Source organism: Tautonia sociabilis (genome assembly GCF_003977685.1).
GTDB lineage: Bacteria > Planctomycetota > Planctomycetia > Isosphaerales > Isosphaeraceae > Tautonia > Tautonia sociabilis.
In genome coordinates, this window is the sequence record NZ_RYZH01000032.1 from 42,635 (window position 1) to 57,951 (window position 15,317).

Annotated in this window: 14 protein-coding genes; 10 read left to right on the top strand and 4 right to left on the bottom strand. The window is 71.1% G+C overall.

Annotation, left to right across the window (positions count from 1 at the left end):
• Nucleotides 1-77: 77 nt before the first annotated feature.
• Both TsocGM_RS16325 and TsocGM_RS16330 read right to left on the bottom strand, forming a co-directional pair.
• Nucleotides 78-539 carry a hypothetical protein gene (locus TsocGM_RS16325; RefSeq protein ID WP_126726531.1) on the bottom strand — a complete coding sequence of 154 codons (462 nt, stop codon included), beginning with the start codon at nt 537-539 and terminating at the stop codon, nt 78-80.
• A gap of 96 nt (nt 540-635) precedes the next feature.
• Nucleotides 636-1,088 (bottom strand): hypothetical protein, encoded by a 453-nt coding sequence (locus tag TsocGM_RS16330; RefSeq protein WP_126726532.1) that lies wholly within the window; start codon nt 1,086-1,088, stop codon nt 636-638.
• 450 nt (nt 1,089-1,538) lie between these two features.
• Here TsocGM_RS16330 and TsocGM_RS16335 point away from each other — a divergent pair, with 450 nt between their 5' ends.
• The 7 genes from TsocGM_RS16335 to TsocGM_RS16365 all read left to right on the top strand — a co-directional run bounded on the left by TsocGM_RS16335 (nt 1,539) and on the right by TsocGM_RS16365 (nt 9,734).
• A complete protein-coding gene (locus tag TsocGM_RS16335; protein WP_126726533.1) occupies nt 1,539-2,663 on the top strand; it encodes a hypothetical protein in 1,125 nt (374 codons plus the stop codon).
• A gap of 103 nt (nt 2,664-2,766) precedes the next feature.
• Entirely contained in the window at nt 2,767-3,402 is a 636-nt protein-coding gene (locus TsocGM_RS16340; RefSeq protein ID WP_126726534.1) for a class I SAM-dependent methyltransferase, read from the top strand.
• A gap of 308 nt (nt 3,403-3,710) precedes the next feature.
• Nucleotides 3,711-4,841, top strand: coding sequence for a glycoside hydrolase family 88 protein (locus TsocGM_RS16345; RefSeq protein WP_126726564.1), 1,131 nt, complete (start codon nt 3,711-3,713; stop codon nt 4,839-4,841).
• Nucleotides 4,842-5,032: 191 nt separating this feature from the next.
• Complete coding sequence (locus tag TsocGM_RS16350) at nt 5,033-5,869, top strand: NAD-dependent epimerase/dehydratase family protein (protein ID WP_126726535.1); 837 nt, start codon at nt 5,033-5,035, stop codon at nt 5,867-5,869.
• Between the two features lie 111 nt (nt 5,870-5,980).
• Nucleotides 5,981-7,630, top strand: coding sequence for an alpha/beta hydrolase-fold protein (locus TsocGM_RS16355; RefSeq protein ID WP_126726536.1), 1,650 nt, complete (start codon nt 5,981-5,983; stop codon nt 7,628-7,630).
• A 17-nt stretch (nt 7,631-7,647) separates the two neighbouring features.
• On the top strand, nt 7,648-8,160 hold the full coding sequence (locus TsocGM_RS26095) for a GNAT family N-acetyltransferase (RefSeq protein WP_158633588.1): 513 nt from the start codon (nt 7,648-7,650) through the stop codon (nt 8,158-8,160).
• A complete protein-coding gene (locus TsocGM_RS16365; protein WP_126726537.1) occupies nt 8,157-9,734 on the top strand; it encodes a sugar ABC transporter ATP-binding protein in 1,578 nt (525 codons plus the stop codon). The genes TsocGM_RS26095 and TsocGM_RS16365 overlap by 4 nt, the downstream gene beginning before the upstream one ends.
• A gap of 56 nt (nt 9,735-9,790) precedes the next feature.
• On the opposite strand, the gene TsocGM_RS16370 is transcribed toward TsocGM_RS16365, so the two are convergent.
• Nucleotides 9,791-10,615: a hypothetical protein gene (locus TsocGM_RS16370; protein WP_126726538.1), complete on the bottom strand. Its 825-nt coding sequence runs from the start codon at nt 10,613-10,615 to the stop codon at nt 9,791-9,793.
• A 417-nt stretch (nt 10,616-11,032) separates the two neighbouring features.
• Between TsocGM_RS16370 and TsocGM_RS16375 the strand changes: the two genes are divergently transcribed.
• Nucleotides 11,033-11,467 carry a hypothetical protein gene (locus TsocGM_RS16375; RefSeq protein WP_126726539.1) on the top strand — a complete coding sequence of 145 codons (435 nt, stop codon included), beginning with the start codon at nt 11,033-11,035 and terminating at the stop codon, nt 11,465-11,467.
• Between the two features lie 217 nt (nt 11,468-11,684).
• On the opposite strand, the gene TsocGM_RS16380 is transcribed toward TsocGM_RS16375, so the two are convergent.
• A complete protein-coding gene (locus TsocGM_RS16380) occupies nt 11,685-12,434 on the bottom strand; it encodes a heme-binding protein (RefSeq protein ID WP_126726540.1) in 750 nt (249 codons plus the stop codon).
• Between the two features lie 276 nt (nt 12,435-12,710).
• Here TsocGM_RS16380 and TsocGM_RS16385 point away from each other — a divergent pair, with 276 nt between their 5' ends.
• Together TsocGM_RS16385 and TsocGM_RS16390 are read left to right on the top strand one after the other, a co-directional pair.
• The gene (locus TsocGM_RS16385; RefSeq protein ID WP_199756807.1) at nt 12,711-13,241 is read left to right on the top strand and encodes a hypothetical protein; all 531 of its coding nucleotides are present in this window, start codon (nt 12,711-12,713) and stop codon (nt 13,239-13,241) included.
• Between the two features lie 138 nt (nt 13,242-13,379).
• A complete protein-coding gene (locus TsocGM_RS16390) occupies nt 13,380-15,170 on the top strand; it encodes a DUF1549 domain-containing protein (protein ID WP_126726541.1) in 1,791 nt (596 codons plus the stop codon).
• The last annotated feature ends 147 nt before the right edge of the window (nt 15,171-15,317 follow it).

Consider the following 15,317-nt stretch of genomic DNA (forward strand, 5'->3'; position numbering starts at 1 on the left):
TCCTCCCCGGAGGGCTCGGGGGGGCGTCTCGGGCCGCCGGCCGGGACTCGGCTCGTCCCGATCGAGGGGGGCCGGTCCTATTGAGGGGGACCGGCGGGGAGGGTCTGGATGCGGACGTACTTGTGGCAGTCGACGCAGTTGATGGTGAGCTGGACGTAGGCCAGGGTGGCGGCGTCGAGGTCCTCGGCGTCGGCGTGCTTGGCGAGGGAGGCGGTCAGGCGGCGGAACTCGTCGCTGAAGCGGCGGTAGTCGGCGGTCGGGAGATTGTGGCGGGCGGCCTCTCGGCTGATCTCCTCCAGGGCTCGGGCCGATCTCGAGATGGGGCCGAAGCGGCCCTCGGTCAGCCCGCCGAGGATGCGCTGGGCGTGGTCGAGCTTCTGGCGCATCAGCGCCGTCCTCGGGTCTTGGGGGCTGTCGGGGTCCTGGGGGCCTCCGGAGGCCGGCCGTCCGGCCGGGGAGATCGCCAGGGCCGAGCCCGCCACGAGCAGGGCGAGCCACCGGAGCCCCGGACCGGGGCGTCTCGATCTCGGGGCGGTCATGGTTCGAGCCTCCGGCTTCGGGTCCAGTCGGGTTCGGGACGAGAAGGGGTCCGGGCTCGGGCCCCCGGGCCGGATCGGATCGGGGGCCCGAAGGGCTCAGCGGTCGGTGCGGCGGACGTACTTGTGGCACTCGACGCAGTTGATCGTCAGCTGGACATAGCAGAGCGTGGCGGCGTCGAGGTTCCCGTCCTTGGCGTGAGTGGCCAGCGAGTCGGCCAGGCGCTGGAACTCCCGGGTGTAGGTCAGGTACAGCGGGCCGGGCACGGTGGCCGGCTCCCACTCGGCGGCAGCGCTGAGGAGCTTCAGCTCCCGGGCGTTGTCGGCGACCAGGTCCATTTTCTCGAGGGTCAGGCCCTCCAGGACATTTTTGGCGTAGTCGAGCTTCAGCTTCATCAGCTCGGCCCGCTTGTCCTGCGCGGGGGCCTCCGAGGCCGGGGAGGCGCCGGCGGTCGACCCGGCCGGGCCGGCGGCCAGCAGGAGCCAGGCGCCCAGGGAGGCGGACAGCAGGAGCAGCGCGGCCGCCACGGATCTCGAGGTCGGGGTGGTCATCTTCGGGGGCCCCCGAGGGGAAGCGGTGGGTGTCGATGGGAGATCGCCCGGCGATCGCGGGCCGGCGACCTGCGCGCACTGTACCTCCGGGCCGACCACGGGGCAACGGGCCCCCCGCCTCGGCCCGGCCCCCCGTGGCGGATCACCCGAAGCGAGAGCGGGGGGATCGGAGCCGGGACATTCTTGGAATTCGGGGGGGGACTTTGGTCTGACGGGGAGGGGACCAGCGCCGATTGGCGACCGGCCCGAGGAGGTCGGCGGCCAGAACTGGCGGCCGTCAGCCGACATTGTTTGCGTGCGACCCCGGGGCGGGATAGGGTAATTGGGGAGGGGGCGATTCCGCCAGAGTCGGCCCGACGGTGGCGGAACCCTTGACGACGATCGCGGCGCCCCCCGGAGCGGGAGCCGACCGCCCCCGAGATCGCCCGGCATTCGCGTTGGAGAGGCACCATGATTCGTCGGAGTTCGATCGCAATCGCGGCGACGATGCTGGCGGCGGCCAGCCTGGCCCCCGCCGCCCAGGCCCAGTGGGCTTATCACCCCTACGGCTGGGGAGGCTGGGGAGGCGCCGGCACGATCGGCGGCAGCGTGGCCCAGGGCATGGGGGTCTTCGCCGCCGGCGTCGGCCAGTTCAATGAGCAGACGGCGATCGCACGGTCGATCGAGACCGACACCCGGATGCGCCTGAATGAGTACCTCTGGCAGTCGGAGCAGATCCGGCGCCAGCAGCAGGCCGAGCAGGCGGCCGCCCGACGCCGCCGGACCAACGAGTCGATCAGCCAGATCCAGGACCGGATCCTCAACAACCCCGACCGGGCCGACATCGTCAGCGGAGACACCCTCAACGCCATCCTCAACGAACTGCGCAGCCCCGCGGTTCCCGATTCGCTGCTGGTCAATGCCGGCACCGACTTGAGCCTGACGGGGGAGCAGATCCGCCGGATCCCGCTGCGGTTCGCCTCCAAGGGGGTCGTGATCTCCGCCCACCGGCTGGCCGCTGAGGATTCCTGGCCCGCCCCCCTGCGCGCCCCCGCCTTCGCCGACCTGAAGCGGCAGTACCAGGCGCTGGTCGAGGAGGCGCGCAACCGCCCCGAAGACGAGGAGGTCTCCGACGAGACGATCGTCAAGGGGATCCAGATCATCAACCAGTTGCGGGCGTTGGCCGAGCAGCAGCTCTCCGGCCCCGACTATGCCGCGGCCGAGCGCTACCTAAAGGCCCAGGCCGGCCTGCTGCAGATGGCCCGCCAGCCGGACATCCGCAAGGTGCTGGAGGCCGCCTACAAGAAGGACGTGGTGCCGCTGGCCAACGCCCTGCTGGGCATGGATACCTTCAACCTCGGCTTCGGCCCGGCCGACGACCCCGAGGAGCAGGAGGTCTACCTCCGCACCCTCTACCCGATGATGTCCGAGCTGCGCAACCGGGTCGCTCAGGAGCTGGGGGGCAAGATCCCGACCGAGTTCCAGGCCAACGTCGGCCAGGAGCCGCCGGTCGGCGCCTTCGAGAAGCTCGACTGGGAACAACTCGGCAAGACCGAGCCGCACGGCGAGGTCCCGCCCCCCGAGCCGAATCCCTGAGCCTCCGCCTTCCCGACCACTCCCCGCCTCTCTTTTCCCCACCCCACCACGCGGCCCGGGTCACTCCCGGAGCGAGGCGGGGCGGGGAGGGTAGGGCCATCGCATGAGCGAAGCGGTCCGCCTGGAGTACGACCGGCTCGCCCCTCGATACGAGCGGCGGTGGTCGCGCTACGTCCGTCGGTCGATCCGGGCGGCGACTGAGTGGCTTCACCCCGAGGGGACCGAGCGGCTGCTCGACTTGGCGAGCGGCACCGGGGCGCTGCCGGCCGAACTGCTCGGCCGCTGGCCCGGCCTGCGGATCGTCGGGGTCGACCTCAGCGTCGGCATGCTGCGCGAGGCGAGCCGCAAGCAGATGGCTCCCGGCCGGCTCCGCCTCGTGCAGGCCGACTCTCGTCGCCTGCCCCTGGGCTCCGGCCGCTTCGACCTGGCGACCTGCGTCAGCGGCCTGCACTGCTTCCGGGATCCCGAGGCCGGGCTCCTTGAGCTGGCCCGGGTGCTGCGACCGGGGGGCCGGCTCGTGCTGGTCGACTGGTGCGACGATTATCTGGCCTGCCGGCTGTGCTCGGCCTGGCTCCGGCTGACCGACCCGTCGGTCCACCGGGTGTTCTCCCTGGGCGAGTGCCGGGCCTTGCTGGAGCGCTCGGGCTTCGAGGTGGAGCAGGCCGAGCGCTTCCGGATCGACCCGCTGTGGGGCCTGATGCGGCTGCGGGCTCGTCGGATCGGATCGGATCGGATCTGACCGCCTCGGGCCTCCGCTCGGCCGGGATGCTTGCCGATCCGAAGCGCGGCGGTTATGGTGGCGGCCGATCTTCGTCCCCGGTCCCAGGACCGGCCTCTCCCCGGTCGGCCCCGCTCCCCCCCGGTCCCGGGACGGTCGGGTTCCGACCGCCTCCGGGAGCCCGGGCCGCTCGCGACCCGGATCGGGGCGCCGGCGCCGACGATCGGCTGCGCCGTCCGGCCGGTGTCCGCCGCCGCCCGACGGATCCGAACGACCCCGACCCGCCCTCCCGAGCCCCTCACCGCCGGGAGCACCGGAGAGCCCCGAGCATGGCCGAGCCCCGCCTCGTCGACCTGGCCGACCTGACCCCCCGCCTCCGCCGCGTCGTCGACCACTACGCCAACCGGTTCGGCACGCTGGTCGACCACCACCCCGACGTCTTCCCCAGCTACACCCGGGGCGGCCGATGGCGGCACGAGGGGGAACTGTGGACCGACTGGTGCGCCGGCTTCCTCACCGGCATCCTCTGGCACTGCTACCGGAGGATCAAGCACGAGTGGTGGCGGGACAAGGCCGAGCACTACTGCCGGCTGCTGGAGCACAAGCAGCACGACCGAGCCGTCCATGACCTGGGCTTCATCTTCCTGAACTCCTACCTGCCCTGGTATGAACTGACCGGCGACGAGGACAAGAAGCAGGTGGTCGTTACCGCCGGGCGGACCCTGGCCTTGCGGTTCCGGGAGAAGGGGCAGTACCTCTGCTCGTTCATCGGACCGGAGAGCCTGTTCATCGACATCATGATGAACGTGCCGATCATCTTCTACGCCGCCCGGGAGACCGGCGACGAGCAGCTGCTGCGCATCGCTCGGGCTCACTGCCGGACGACCGAACGGACGATCGTCCGCCCCGACGGCGGGACGGCTCACGAGGGGATCTTCGACCTGAACACCGGCGAGTTCCTCCGCCCGAGCACCCACCAGGGGCTCCACGCCGACTCGGACTGGACCCGGGGGCTGGCCTGGTCGCTCTACGGCTTCGGCACGGTTTACTCCTACACGAACGACCCGGCCGACCTGGCCGTCGCCCGCCGCAACGCCGACCACTTCATCGCCCGCTGCCCCGAGGGGATGGTCGCTCCCTGGGACTTCGACGCCCCGGAGGACGACCGCATCCCCGACAGCTCCGCCTCGGCCATCGCCGCCTCCGGCCTCTGGCAACTGGCCGATCTCTGCAAGGACCCCGCCGCCTCCGCCCGCTACCAGGACGCGGCGCTGACGATCCTGGACTCCCTTTGCTCCGATCGCTTCGTCTCCTGGGGAGACCCGGACTGGGAAGGCGTGCTCAAGCACGGCGTCTACCACAAGCCCAAGGGCCTGGGGGTCGACGAATCGGTGATGTGGGGCGAGTTCTTCTTCCTGGAGGCCGTCTGCAAGGCCCTGGCCCTGGTCGACGGCGACTGACCGGGGCGGCTCTCGGCGGATTCTCCGCCCTTCTCCTACCTCAAGGCGATCTCATCGGCGGGGGAGCCGCGCCGAGGCCGATCCGACCGCTCGATCGATCGGGCGGCCCTCGCCGGGAAGGGGAGAGAACCGGTTCGCCTTGCCGGGGTTTCCGGCATCCCATCGGATCGTCACTCAAGTGAACCACTGGCATGACCAACGACCCCGGGCGTCCTGATCCCGAAGGACGCTCCCCCGTTCCCAACGGCTACCCCTGCCTGCCTCTGATCGATCCCGAGGCCGAGGCGCTGGACGTCGGCGACCGCCCGACGGTGCTGATCACCGGCGCCTGCGGCCACATCGGCCGGAAGCTCCGCGCCGCCTGGGTCGATCGCTACGACCTCATCCTGCTCGACCGGAACGCCGGGCCCGACGAACCGGACGTGATCGCCGCCGATCTGGCCGAGCAGCACGACGAGTGGATGGGCACCTTCCACAACGCCGACGCGGTCGTCCACCTGGCGGCCAACCCGGACCCGCTCGCCCCGTGGCCGGAGCTGGTCGGGCCCAACGTCGACGCCATGGCCAACGTGCTGCACGCCGCGGTGCTCGGGGCGGTCGAGCGGTTCGTCTTCGCCAGCTCCAGCCACACGATGTGGGGCTACAAGGACGACGGCGACGGGCCGATCTCCGAGGACCTCTCCCCCCGGCCCGATGGCCCCTACGGCGCCTCGAAGCTGATGGGGGAACGCCTGGGCAGGAGCTTCTCCTCCGCCTTCGACCTGGCGTTCGTGGGCGTGCGGATCGGCTGGGTCCAGCCCGGCTCGAACCGGGCCGAGACGCTGCCCGACGACTGGGCCCGAGGGCTCTGGCTCTCCGATCGGGACCTCGTCCACCTGGTCGAGTGTGCCATCTGGGCCGACCTGGACGACGGCTTCCTCATCGTCAACGGCGTGTCCCGCAACCGGGGGAGCCGCTGGCCCGTCCGCCGGGCCGTCGAGGCGCTCGGCTTCGACCCGCTCGACGACGCCTTCGCCGGGTCCCCCTGAGCGCCGCAAGGGCGCCCGGCCGCTCCCTTCCGCCGGCCGGGGAGGCGTCGTACCATACGACGGTCCCCGATCGACCGCCCCGATCGCCGACGACCGGACGGAGGCCCCCCGATGACCGCGCTCCGGTGGCTCTGGCCGCTGGCCCTGCTCGTCTGCCCGTTCCCGGCCGGACCTCAAGCCGCCGACCCGCTGCCGACCCCGATTCCGAACTCGACCCCGGAGGCCGAGCCCTTGGGCCCGATCGCCCCGCTCCCGGCCGTTCCCGTCGCCGAGCCGACGGAGGCCGCGGCCCCCTGGTTCGAGGTCAGCCTGGCCCGGGGCCTGCTCGACGGGCCGGCCAACGGCCGACTGCTGGTGATCGTCTCCCGACGGGCCCGCCCCGAGCCGAGGGACGCCATCGGCCTTCCCCTGCCGGGGGCTCCCCTCGTTCTGGGAGTCGACGCGGACGGGCTGGCCCCCGGCGGAGTCGTCACCGTGGACTCCTCGGCCGAGGCGTTCCCCGAGAACGGCCTTGACCGCCTGCCGGCCGGCGACTCCACCGCGCAGGCCGTCCTGCTGCGGAACCCCGACCTCCTGCTCCTTGACGCCCCGGGCAACCTCTCCAGCCCGCCGACCCCCATCCGCCTCGACCCGGCTCGGGACGGCCCGATCCGGCTCGAACTGTCCCGGATCGAGCCCCCCGAGGAGCTGCCGCCCGACTCGGACCTCGTCCGCTTCCTGAAGCTCCCCTCCACGCTCCTGAGCGACTTCCACGGCCGGCCCATGTTCCTCCGAGCCGCGGTCGTCCTGCCCCGAGACTTCGACCGGGAGCCCGATCGCCGCTACCCGCTTCGCGTCCATATCGGCGGCTTCGGCGCCCGGTACACCGCCGCCCGCCGCCGGATGGCCGAGGGCTCCCCCTTCCGCGAGCTGTGGCTGGCCGACGACACCCCGCGCTTCCTCATGCTCTTCCTCGACGGCGCCGGCCCCCTGGGCGACCCCTACCAGGTGAACTCGGCCAACCACGGCCCCTTCGGCGACGCGATCACGACCGAGCTGATCCCTTTCGTCGAGCGGACCTACCGGGGCATCGGCGAGGGCCACGCCCGAGTGCTCGACGGCGGCTCGACCGGCGGCTGGGTGGCGCTGGCCCTCCAGGTCTTCTACCCCGAATTCTTCAACGGCTGCTGGTCAAGCTGCCCCGACAGCGTCGACTTTCGCTCGTTCCAGCTTGTGAATATCTACGAAGACGCGAACGCCTATCGCTCCCCCGACGGCTCCCCCCGCGCCGCCTTCCGCCGCGAGGACGGCACCGCCGTCTACTCCATGCGGGACGAATGCCAGCTCGAGAACGTTCTCGGGAGGGGAGACTCCTGGACGATGTCGGGGGGCCAGTGGGGCTCCTGGAACGCGACCTACGGCCCGAGGGGCCCCGACGGCCGGCCTGTCCCCCTCTGGGATCCGAAGACCGGGGCCATCGACCGCTCGGTGCTCGACCACTGGAAGCGCTACGACCTCCGCCGGGTGCTGGAGGAGAACTGGGCCTCCCTCGGCCCGAAGCTCCGCGGCAAGCTCCGCATCTGGGTCGGCGAGGCCGACAACTTCTTCCTCGAAGACGCCGTCCACCGCCTCGACGCGTTCCTCCAGACCGCCGACCCTCCCTTCGAGGGCCTCATCGCCTACGGAGAGGGGGAAGGACACTGCTGGTCCGGGATCTCCGAGGCCGAGATGATGCGGCAGATGGCCGAGGCGGTCGCCTCGGCGGCCCGACCCGATCGCTGAGACGCGACCGCTCCGCCATGACCATCACCATCCGCCCCTTCCGAGAGCCCGACCGCCCCGCCCTCCGGGCCATGACCATCGCCGCGTTCGAGGGTGTGTCGATCGACCACAACATCGACCGCCTCCTCGGCCCGATCGCGGCCCAGGACTGGCGGGAGCGCAAGGGACGCCACGTCGACGACGACCTCGACGCCCCCGGCGGCGAGATCCTCGTGGCCCAGGACGACGACGGTCGGCCGCTCGGCTATGTCTCGCTGCGGTTCGACGATGCCTCGAAGGTCGGCCAGATCCCCAACCTCGCCGTCGAGGCCGACCAGCGGGGCAAAGGCATCGGCCGGACCTTGCTGGAACATGCGGTCGCTCGATTCAAGGAGCGGGGGATGACCGTCGCCCGCATCGAGACGCTCGAGCAGAACCCGGTGGGGCGGCATCTCTACCCGTCGGTCGGCTTCCGGGAGGTCGCCCGGCAGATCCACTTCGCCATGCCGCTGACCGGGCACGACGACTCGTCGGGAGCCCAGACGCCATGAACCCGATCGAAGCCGACACCTGGGTGCGGCCCGACCCGGGAGACCCGACTCCCCGGCTCCGGATGGAGGGAATCACCAAGCGCTTCGGCGGCGTGCACGCGCTGGACGGGGTGACGATCGAGGCCTCGGCCGGCGAGGTGCACGCCCTCTGCGGCGAGAACGGCGCGGGCAAGAGCACCCTGATGAAGATCCTCGCCGGCGCCATCGCCGACTACGGCGGCCGGATCGTGCTCGACGGCCGGGAGGTCCGCTTCCTCGAACCCCGAGACGCAGAGGACGCCGGCATCCGGATCATCCACCAGGAGCTGAACCTCGTCCCCGAGCTGTCCGTCTCGGCGAACATCTTCCTCGGCAGGGAGCGGACCAACCGGCTTGGCCTGCTCGACGACCGGGCGATGGAGCGTCGAGCCGCCGCGCTGTTCCAGAGGCTGGGCACACCGATCCCCGTCCGGGCCCGCGTGGGGGACTTGCGCATCGGCGATCAGCAGATGGTCGAGATCGCCAAAGCGCTGGCCTTCGACGCCTCGGTCGTCATCATGGACGAGCCGACCTCTGCCCTCTCCGATGCCGAGGTGGCCCGGCTCTTCCGGGTCATCGGCGACCTGAAGCGATCGGGCACCACCGTGCTCTACATCTCGCACAAGATGAACGAGGTGTTCACCCTGGCCGACCGCGTGACCGTGCTCCGGGACGGCCGGTTCGTCGCCTCCGCGGCCCGAGACCAGACGGGCCCGGACCAGGTCGTCCGCTGGATGGTGGGACGCGAGCTGACCTCCATCGTCGTGCCCGATCGGACGGACCTGGGGCCCCCCTTGCTCGAGGTCGACCGGCTTTGCCTGCCCAGCCCCCGCGACAGCGGCCGGCCGAGCCTGCAAAACCTCCGCTTCGCCATCCGCCCGGGCGAGGTGGTCGGCGTGGCCGGCCTGCTCGGCGCCGGGAGGACGGAGCTGCTGGAGTGCCTCTTCGGCGCCTCGGCGGAGCCCCCCGAGGGTTCGATTCTCCTCGACGGCCGTCCCGCCCGCTTCGCCGAGCCGGCCGAGGCGATCGCCTCCGGCGTGGCCCTGGTGACGGAGGACCGCAAGCACCTCGGCCTGTTCGATCAGATGAGCGTGGCCGAGAACATCACCCTGGCCCGGCTCGACGCCCTGGCCCGCCTGGGGGTGATCTCGCCGGGAGCGGAGCGCCGGGCGGTGGCCGACGCGATCGGGCAACTGGCCATCAAGACCCGTTCTCCCCGGGCTCCGATCACCAGCCTCTCCGGAGGCAACCAGCAGAAGTGCATCATCGCCCGATGGCTGCTGACCGAGCCGAGGCTCCTGCTGCTCGATGAGCCGACCCGGGGGATCGACGTGGGGGCGAAGGCGGAAATCTACGCCCTGATCCACCGCCTGGCGGCCCGGGGAATGGCGATCCTGATGACCTCCAGCGAGCTGCCGGAGCTGCTGGCCGTCAGCACCCGGATCCTCGTGCTCTGCGAGGGGAGGCTGACCGCCGAGCTCTCCCGGGCCGAGGCGACCGAGGAGCGGATCATGGAGGCCGCGACCCGGTTCCTGGACCGGGCGGCGGCCTCCTGATCGGATCAGATCAGATCAGATCAGATCAGATCAAATCAAATCAGATCAGATCGGGATCAGCGCGGGGCCTCGGGAGCGTTGTCGGCCGGGGCCGGGGCCGAGATTGGGGCTGGGGTCCCGGCGGGATCGTCGGCCTCGGCGGGAGGATCGGCCAGGTCGATCAGGGTGGCGTCGAGCCTTTGGAAGAAGTCGAGGGCGGCCTGGGAGGAGAGCGGATCGTTCGTCGCGGCCAGCCGAGCCAGCACCGGAGCGGCGAAGTCGGTCAGCTCGTGGCGGGCGAAGGCGATGTCGGTGAGGTTGGCGCGGCCTTCGAGGCGGTACTGGGCCAGGGCGATTCGGCAGGCCTCCTCGACCCGCGCCCGGGTCAGCGGGGCGGCCGAGTCGAGCCCCGAGGGCCAGGAGATCGAGCCATCGGGGCGGAAGAGGGCCGCGATCCGGCGTTCGAGCGTCTCCTCGGGAGGGGGCACCCGGGCCGGCAGGGCCCGGGGCCGGCCGGTGCTGACGTCGTAGCGGGCGTGCATCTCCAGCGCCTCTCTCCTGCGGTCGCGCCAGGAGGGGGCCTCGGCCTGCCGGAGCAGGTCGCCGGTGGTGGCGGGCCGGAGCATGGGGGCATGGGAGACGGAAACCCGGAGGTCGGGCAACTCGCCGGGGGGGGGCATCGCCGGGCCGGTGCCGGCGGTGGTGAAGCCGGCCCAGCCGTAGGCGTAGGGGCCCCAGCCGTAGGGGCCGACGCCGCCGTAGTAACCGTAGTTGGCCCAGGCGCCGTAGGGCCCCGCGGCGCCGAGCTGGGCCGGGGCAGGGCGGGCGGCGGTCAGCAGGGCGAAGGTCGCCGCGAGCAGGACGACACGCGCCCGCTGTGGATGCCGAATGCTATCGAGCATGGTGGCGGTCCCGGGTGGCGATCGGATCGTGAGGAGCCGACCCATCCATTGTAGGCCCGACCCGGGCGGAAGGCCACGACGGCCGGGGGGATCCGGGCGAGCGAGTCAAGAGCTCCGGGGTGTCGGCCGATAGAACAACCGGGAGGATCGTCGGGGCCGGCGAGACTCCCCCGGGCGGCCCGGCCGGGGCCGCCGTCAGGGAGCGAACGCCCGGCCCCGGTTCCGGTTTCGTTGCGGATCGCGTGTCCGATCGGCCGATCACTTCAGGTGTGATCGGTCCCGACTCCCGAGACAGCCCCCCGCCCGAGGCGGGCGGTTCGGATCCGGCCCGGAGGCCGGTCGGGATCGGCGAGCAGGATGACAGCCTCGCGGGCGGTCCGGAGTCGGCCGCCGCTCTGACCAAGGAGGGTCGAACCGATGTCGACGTCCCGCATGGGAGGCCCGATCCGCGCCGGTCGTCGGGGGGTCTGGGCCGGGATCGCCGCCTTCGGCCTGTTCGGCGCCGTCGGGTGCCAGGTCGAATACGCCGGCATGACCTTGCCCACCGGCAAGTACCTCTACGACGACGTCCAGTACTTCGCCGAGGGGCCCCACTTCCCCTGGGCGAACACGCTGGCCGCGACGCAGCGGGCGCAGATGCAGGCTCAGGGGATCGAGCCCTATGGCTCCTCTCCCGCCGCCGGCATGGCCCCGGCCGGCGGTCTCACCCCGCCGGTCGGCACGATGCTGGAGCGTGGCCCCGGCGGCGCCGACGTGATCAACCCCGCCCAAGGCGTGCCCCCGATCACGGCCCCTCCGGCCGGTCGGCTGCAGCAGCCGGAGATGGTCCCGCCCCCGGGCCCTGGCTTCTGACCTCAGGAGCGTCCGGGTCGTCCCGTGACCTCAGCGGGCTCAATCACCCGACGGTCGCATCGAACACCGGTTCGAGCCGCCCTCTCGCCGGTTCGAACCGGTTCGCTGATGACAAGGGGACCCTCCGCCCGATCCGCCGCGTTCTCCCCGGTTGGTCTGAAGGGCGCTGGAAATGGAGATCGTCCCCGTCGGCCGCCGCTGTCTTGCCGGCCGACCGTCACTCGGCCCGAGATCCGGAGCAAAGGCCTGATTCGGATCGAGGGTCTTCGATCGCTCCGGTTTCGGGAGACGCGGCCGTGTTCGATTCGGTCGCCGGGGGAGAGGCGGGATCGGAGGCTGGCGCGGCCGGTGATGTGATCGGAATCTGCACCTCCCAAAGACGCTGAGGCACGGGAGTCATCGGGCCGTGATAGCCGAGCCGTCTCGGGGGCCCAGCGGCGACCCATTGATCGCGGTGCTCATCCAGCCACTGGCGAAGCCGGGTAACTCCCTCCGCCATTCGCTCCGGCGACATCTCCCCTTTGAGCCCCAGCGCCACGACGGTCATCGCCGGGAAATCCTTCACTTCGACTGGCCCAACCCCCCGGCCCGGCTCTCCCTGATCCGGATGTTCATAGAGGAACTCCATCGTTAGTTCCCCTTTCTTCGAAGGATCGATGACCATCTCGGGGTCAAGGTACGTGTTGATCACCGGTGCCGTCATCTCGACGTTTCGCTGGCTGATATGACGAAAGAGCCAGAAGAACATGAGGTCTCCGGAGCGCTGGGTCATCCCCTCTCCCTTGGTCCAGGCGCTGCGGTAGGCCGGATACTGCTTCACCTCGATCGTGTCGGGAGGGGTTGGGGCAGGAAAGCCCTCGGGCAGGGGGGCGTCGGGGGGGGGAGCGGGGGGGTCGTCGGCCAGCGCCATCGTCGGGAGCAAGCAGATGAGCCCCAACCGTGCCAGAGAAAATCGGGCGGCATTCATGAGGCAATCCTCGATGAGACGAGATGTGGTGGCGACCGAGGACGATCCCAGGCGAATCGACCCGAATCCGCTCCTCGAGCCGATTCGACTCCAACGGGTGACATAGGCATGCCTTGCCGGATCGTCAAGGCTTGGACGTTGACGATGAGGACGGGCCAGTTCTAAAGTGTCCCCGTCGCGGCGGCCGGTGGTCGGTGGTCCGCATCATTCGCCGGTGCGGCCGAACCGCCCGACCGCCGGCGATGACCGCCGCTGTCGGACTGGGAGCCCTCGACGATGGCCGATTCGATGCCGCTGGACGTCCTTTCGCGCTGGGTGCACGTCGGCACCGCCATCGTGATCCTCGGCGGGAGCGTCTTTCTCCGATTCGTGCTGATTCCCGCCGCCGAGGGACTTCCCGAGGACGAGCACCAGGCCCTTCGCGACCGGCTGCTGGCGCGTTGGCGTCGGTTCGTCTTCGCCGGAATCGCTCTGTTTCTGCTCAGCGGCCTGTACAACTACCTCGCCGTTTCGCTTCCCCGACACCGGGGAGACGGTCTCTATCACGGCCTCATGGGCTTGAAGATTCTGCTGGCGCTGGCGGTGTTCTTCCTGGCCTCGGCGTTGGCCGGGCGATCGAAGGCGTTTGAGGGGATCCGGCGCGCGAACCGGAACTGGCTGTCGGTGACGCTGGTGCTGGGCTTTGCGATTGTTGCGCTCTCCGGGTTCCTGAAGGTCGCCCGCCCGGGAGCGAGCCCGCCCCCTGCGTCCTCGGCGCCGTCTTCGGCCGAGCCGCCGGGCACCCCCAGCGCCGAACCGCTCGGCTGAGGCGAATCCGCGATTTCGCGCGCTGAGCGATACCGAGAACCGGCGGTCGGGTTCAATCCTCAGATCGGATCAGAACGGGGGGACAGCGGGCCTGAGGAGAGGCCGCCCCGAGCGATTCGAAGGAAGGAGGACCCGACCATGGCGATCTCGAGGTGGCAGGCCCTCGGCCTGCTCGGGCTGGGGGCGACGGCCCTCTCCCTCACGATCTCCGGGCGCTTGGACGCCCAGCAGCGGCCCCGGCCGGGGGCCTCTCCGGGGGGACGGATCGCCCCCGATCGGGCCGAGGCGATGGAGATCGTCCGGGCCTTGCAGGACCTGGCCGGCGCCGTCGAGCGCGAGCAGGCCCGGCTCCGGGCCCAGGCAGGCCAGGTCGAACGACCCGAGAAGGTCGTCACCCCGCCGTCGCTGACGGCCGAGCAGCTCGACGCGATGGTCCGCTCGGCGCTGGGAGGGACCGAACCGGCCCCGGTCGCCGACGACGAGACGTTTCTCCGTCGCCTCTGGCTCGACCTGGTCGACGCGCCGCCGACTCCCGAGCAGATCCAAGCCTTCAAGGCCGACGACGACCCCGGGAAGCGGGCCAGGATGATCGACCTGCTGCTCGACGACGACCGCTTCGCCGCCTCGAGGGCGCGCTACTGGCGGGACGTGATCCGGTATCGCGCGACCTTCGAGCAGCCGAGGCTGGTGAACTTCCCCCAGCTGGAATCGTGGCTGGCCGAGCAGTTCCGGAAGAATCGGCCCTGGGACGAGATCGCCACCGACCTGATCGCCGGCACCGGCCCGACGACCGAGGCCGGCAACGTCTCCTTCGCCGCGGCCCACCTCGACGGCCGGCAGGGGGTCAGCGCTCCGGAGTTCGCCGGCGAAGTCTCCCGAATCTTCCTGGGCGTCCAGATCCAGTGCGCCCAGTGCCACGACCACCCCACCGACCCGTGGACCCGGACGCAATTCCACGAGTTCGCCGCCTTCTTCGCCGGCACCCAGGGACGCCGGGTCGGCCGCCCGCAAGACCCGGACTACCACCTGGAGATCGTCTCGCCGCCCCGGGTCCCGCGCTACGGGATGCCCGACCTGGACGACCCGTCGCAGTCGATTCCGGTGGCGCCGAAGTTCTTCCTCGACGCCTCGGCCGAGCCCTTGCCGGCCGGCCTGACGGTCCCGCAGCGCCGGGAGCTGGCCGCCTCGTACGTCACCGGGCAGGACAACCCGTGGTTCTCCCGGGCGTTCGTCAACCGGGTCTGGTATGATCTGATGGGAGACGCCTTCTACCTGCCGATCGACGACCTGGGGCCCGACCGGGATCCGGTCGCGCCCGAGGTCATCGCCACCCTGGCCGACCAATGGCAGCAGGGCGGGTATGACATCCGATGGCTCTACCGGACGATCCTCAACACCGAGGCGTACCAGCGGCAATCGGCCTCCTCGGCGTCGGCCAGCGGGCGAACCCCCTTCGCCAGCAACTGCCCGAGCCGATTACGGGCCGACCAGATCGCCGATGCGCTGGACCGCGCCCTCGGCCTCTTCCCCAGCGGCCCTCGGCGGGCTGGTTCGAGCGGCCCCCAGGCCCCGCGGCCGGCCCGATTCGGCCCGAGGTTTTTCCTCGACCAGCTCTTCGGCGTTGATCCGTCCACCCCGGCCGACGAGGTGCTGGGGACGATCCCTCAGGCCCTCTTCCTGATGAACTCGCCGCTCCTGGAGCGGGCGATCGCTCGCCCGAGGGGCACGCTGGACCGCATCCTCGCCGAGCACCCCAACAACCCGGAGGCGCTGGAGGCCGTCTACCTCCAGGTGCTCGCTCGCTCCCCCTCGGCGGAGGAGCAGCGGCTCTGCCTGGAGTACCTGACCGACGTCGGCGACCGCCGAGAGGGATTCCAGGACGTGATGTGGGCGCTGATCAACTCGGCGGAATTCATCAGCCGACGGTGATCGCTTGAAGTCGGATTGACGCCTCGATCGCGGCGGAGGGAGACGGGGAGACCAGCCTCGGGTCGGCCCCAGCCTCGGCCTCGGGGCCTTTCCGACGGCGGATCGACGTCCGAGTTCCAGTGTCTTTGATGTTTCTTTCATTCGTTG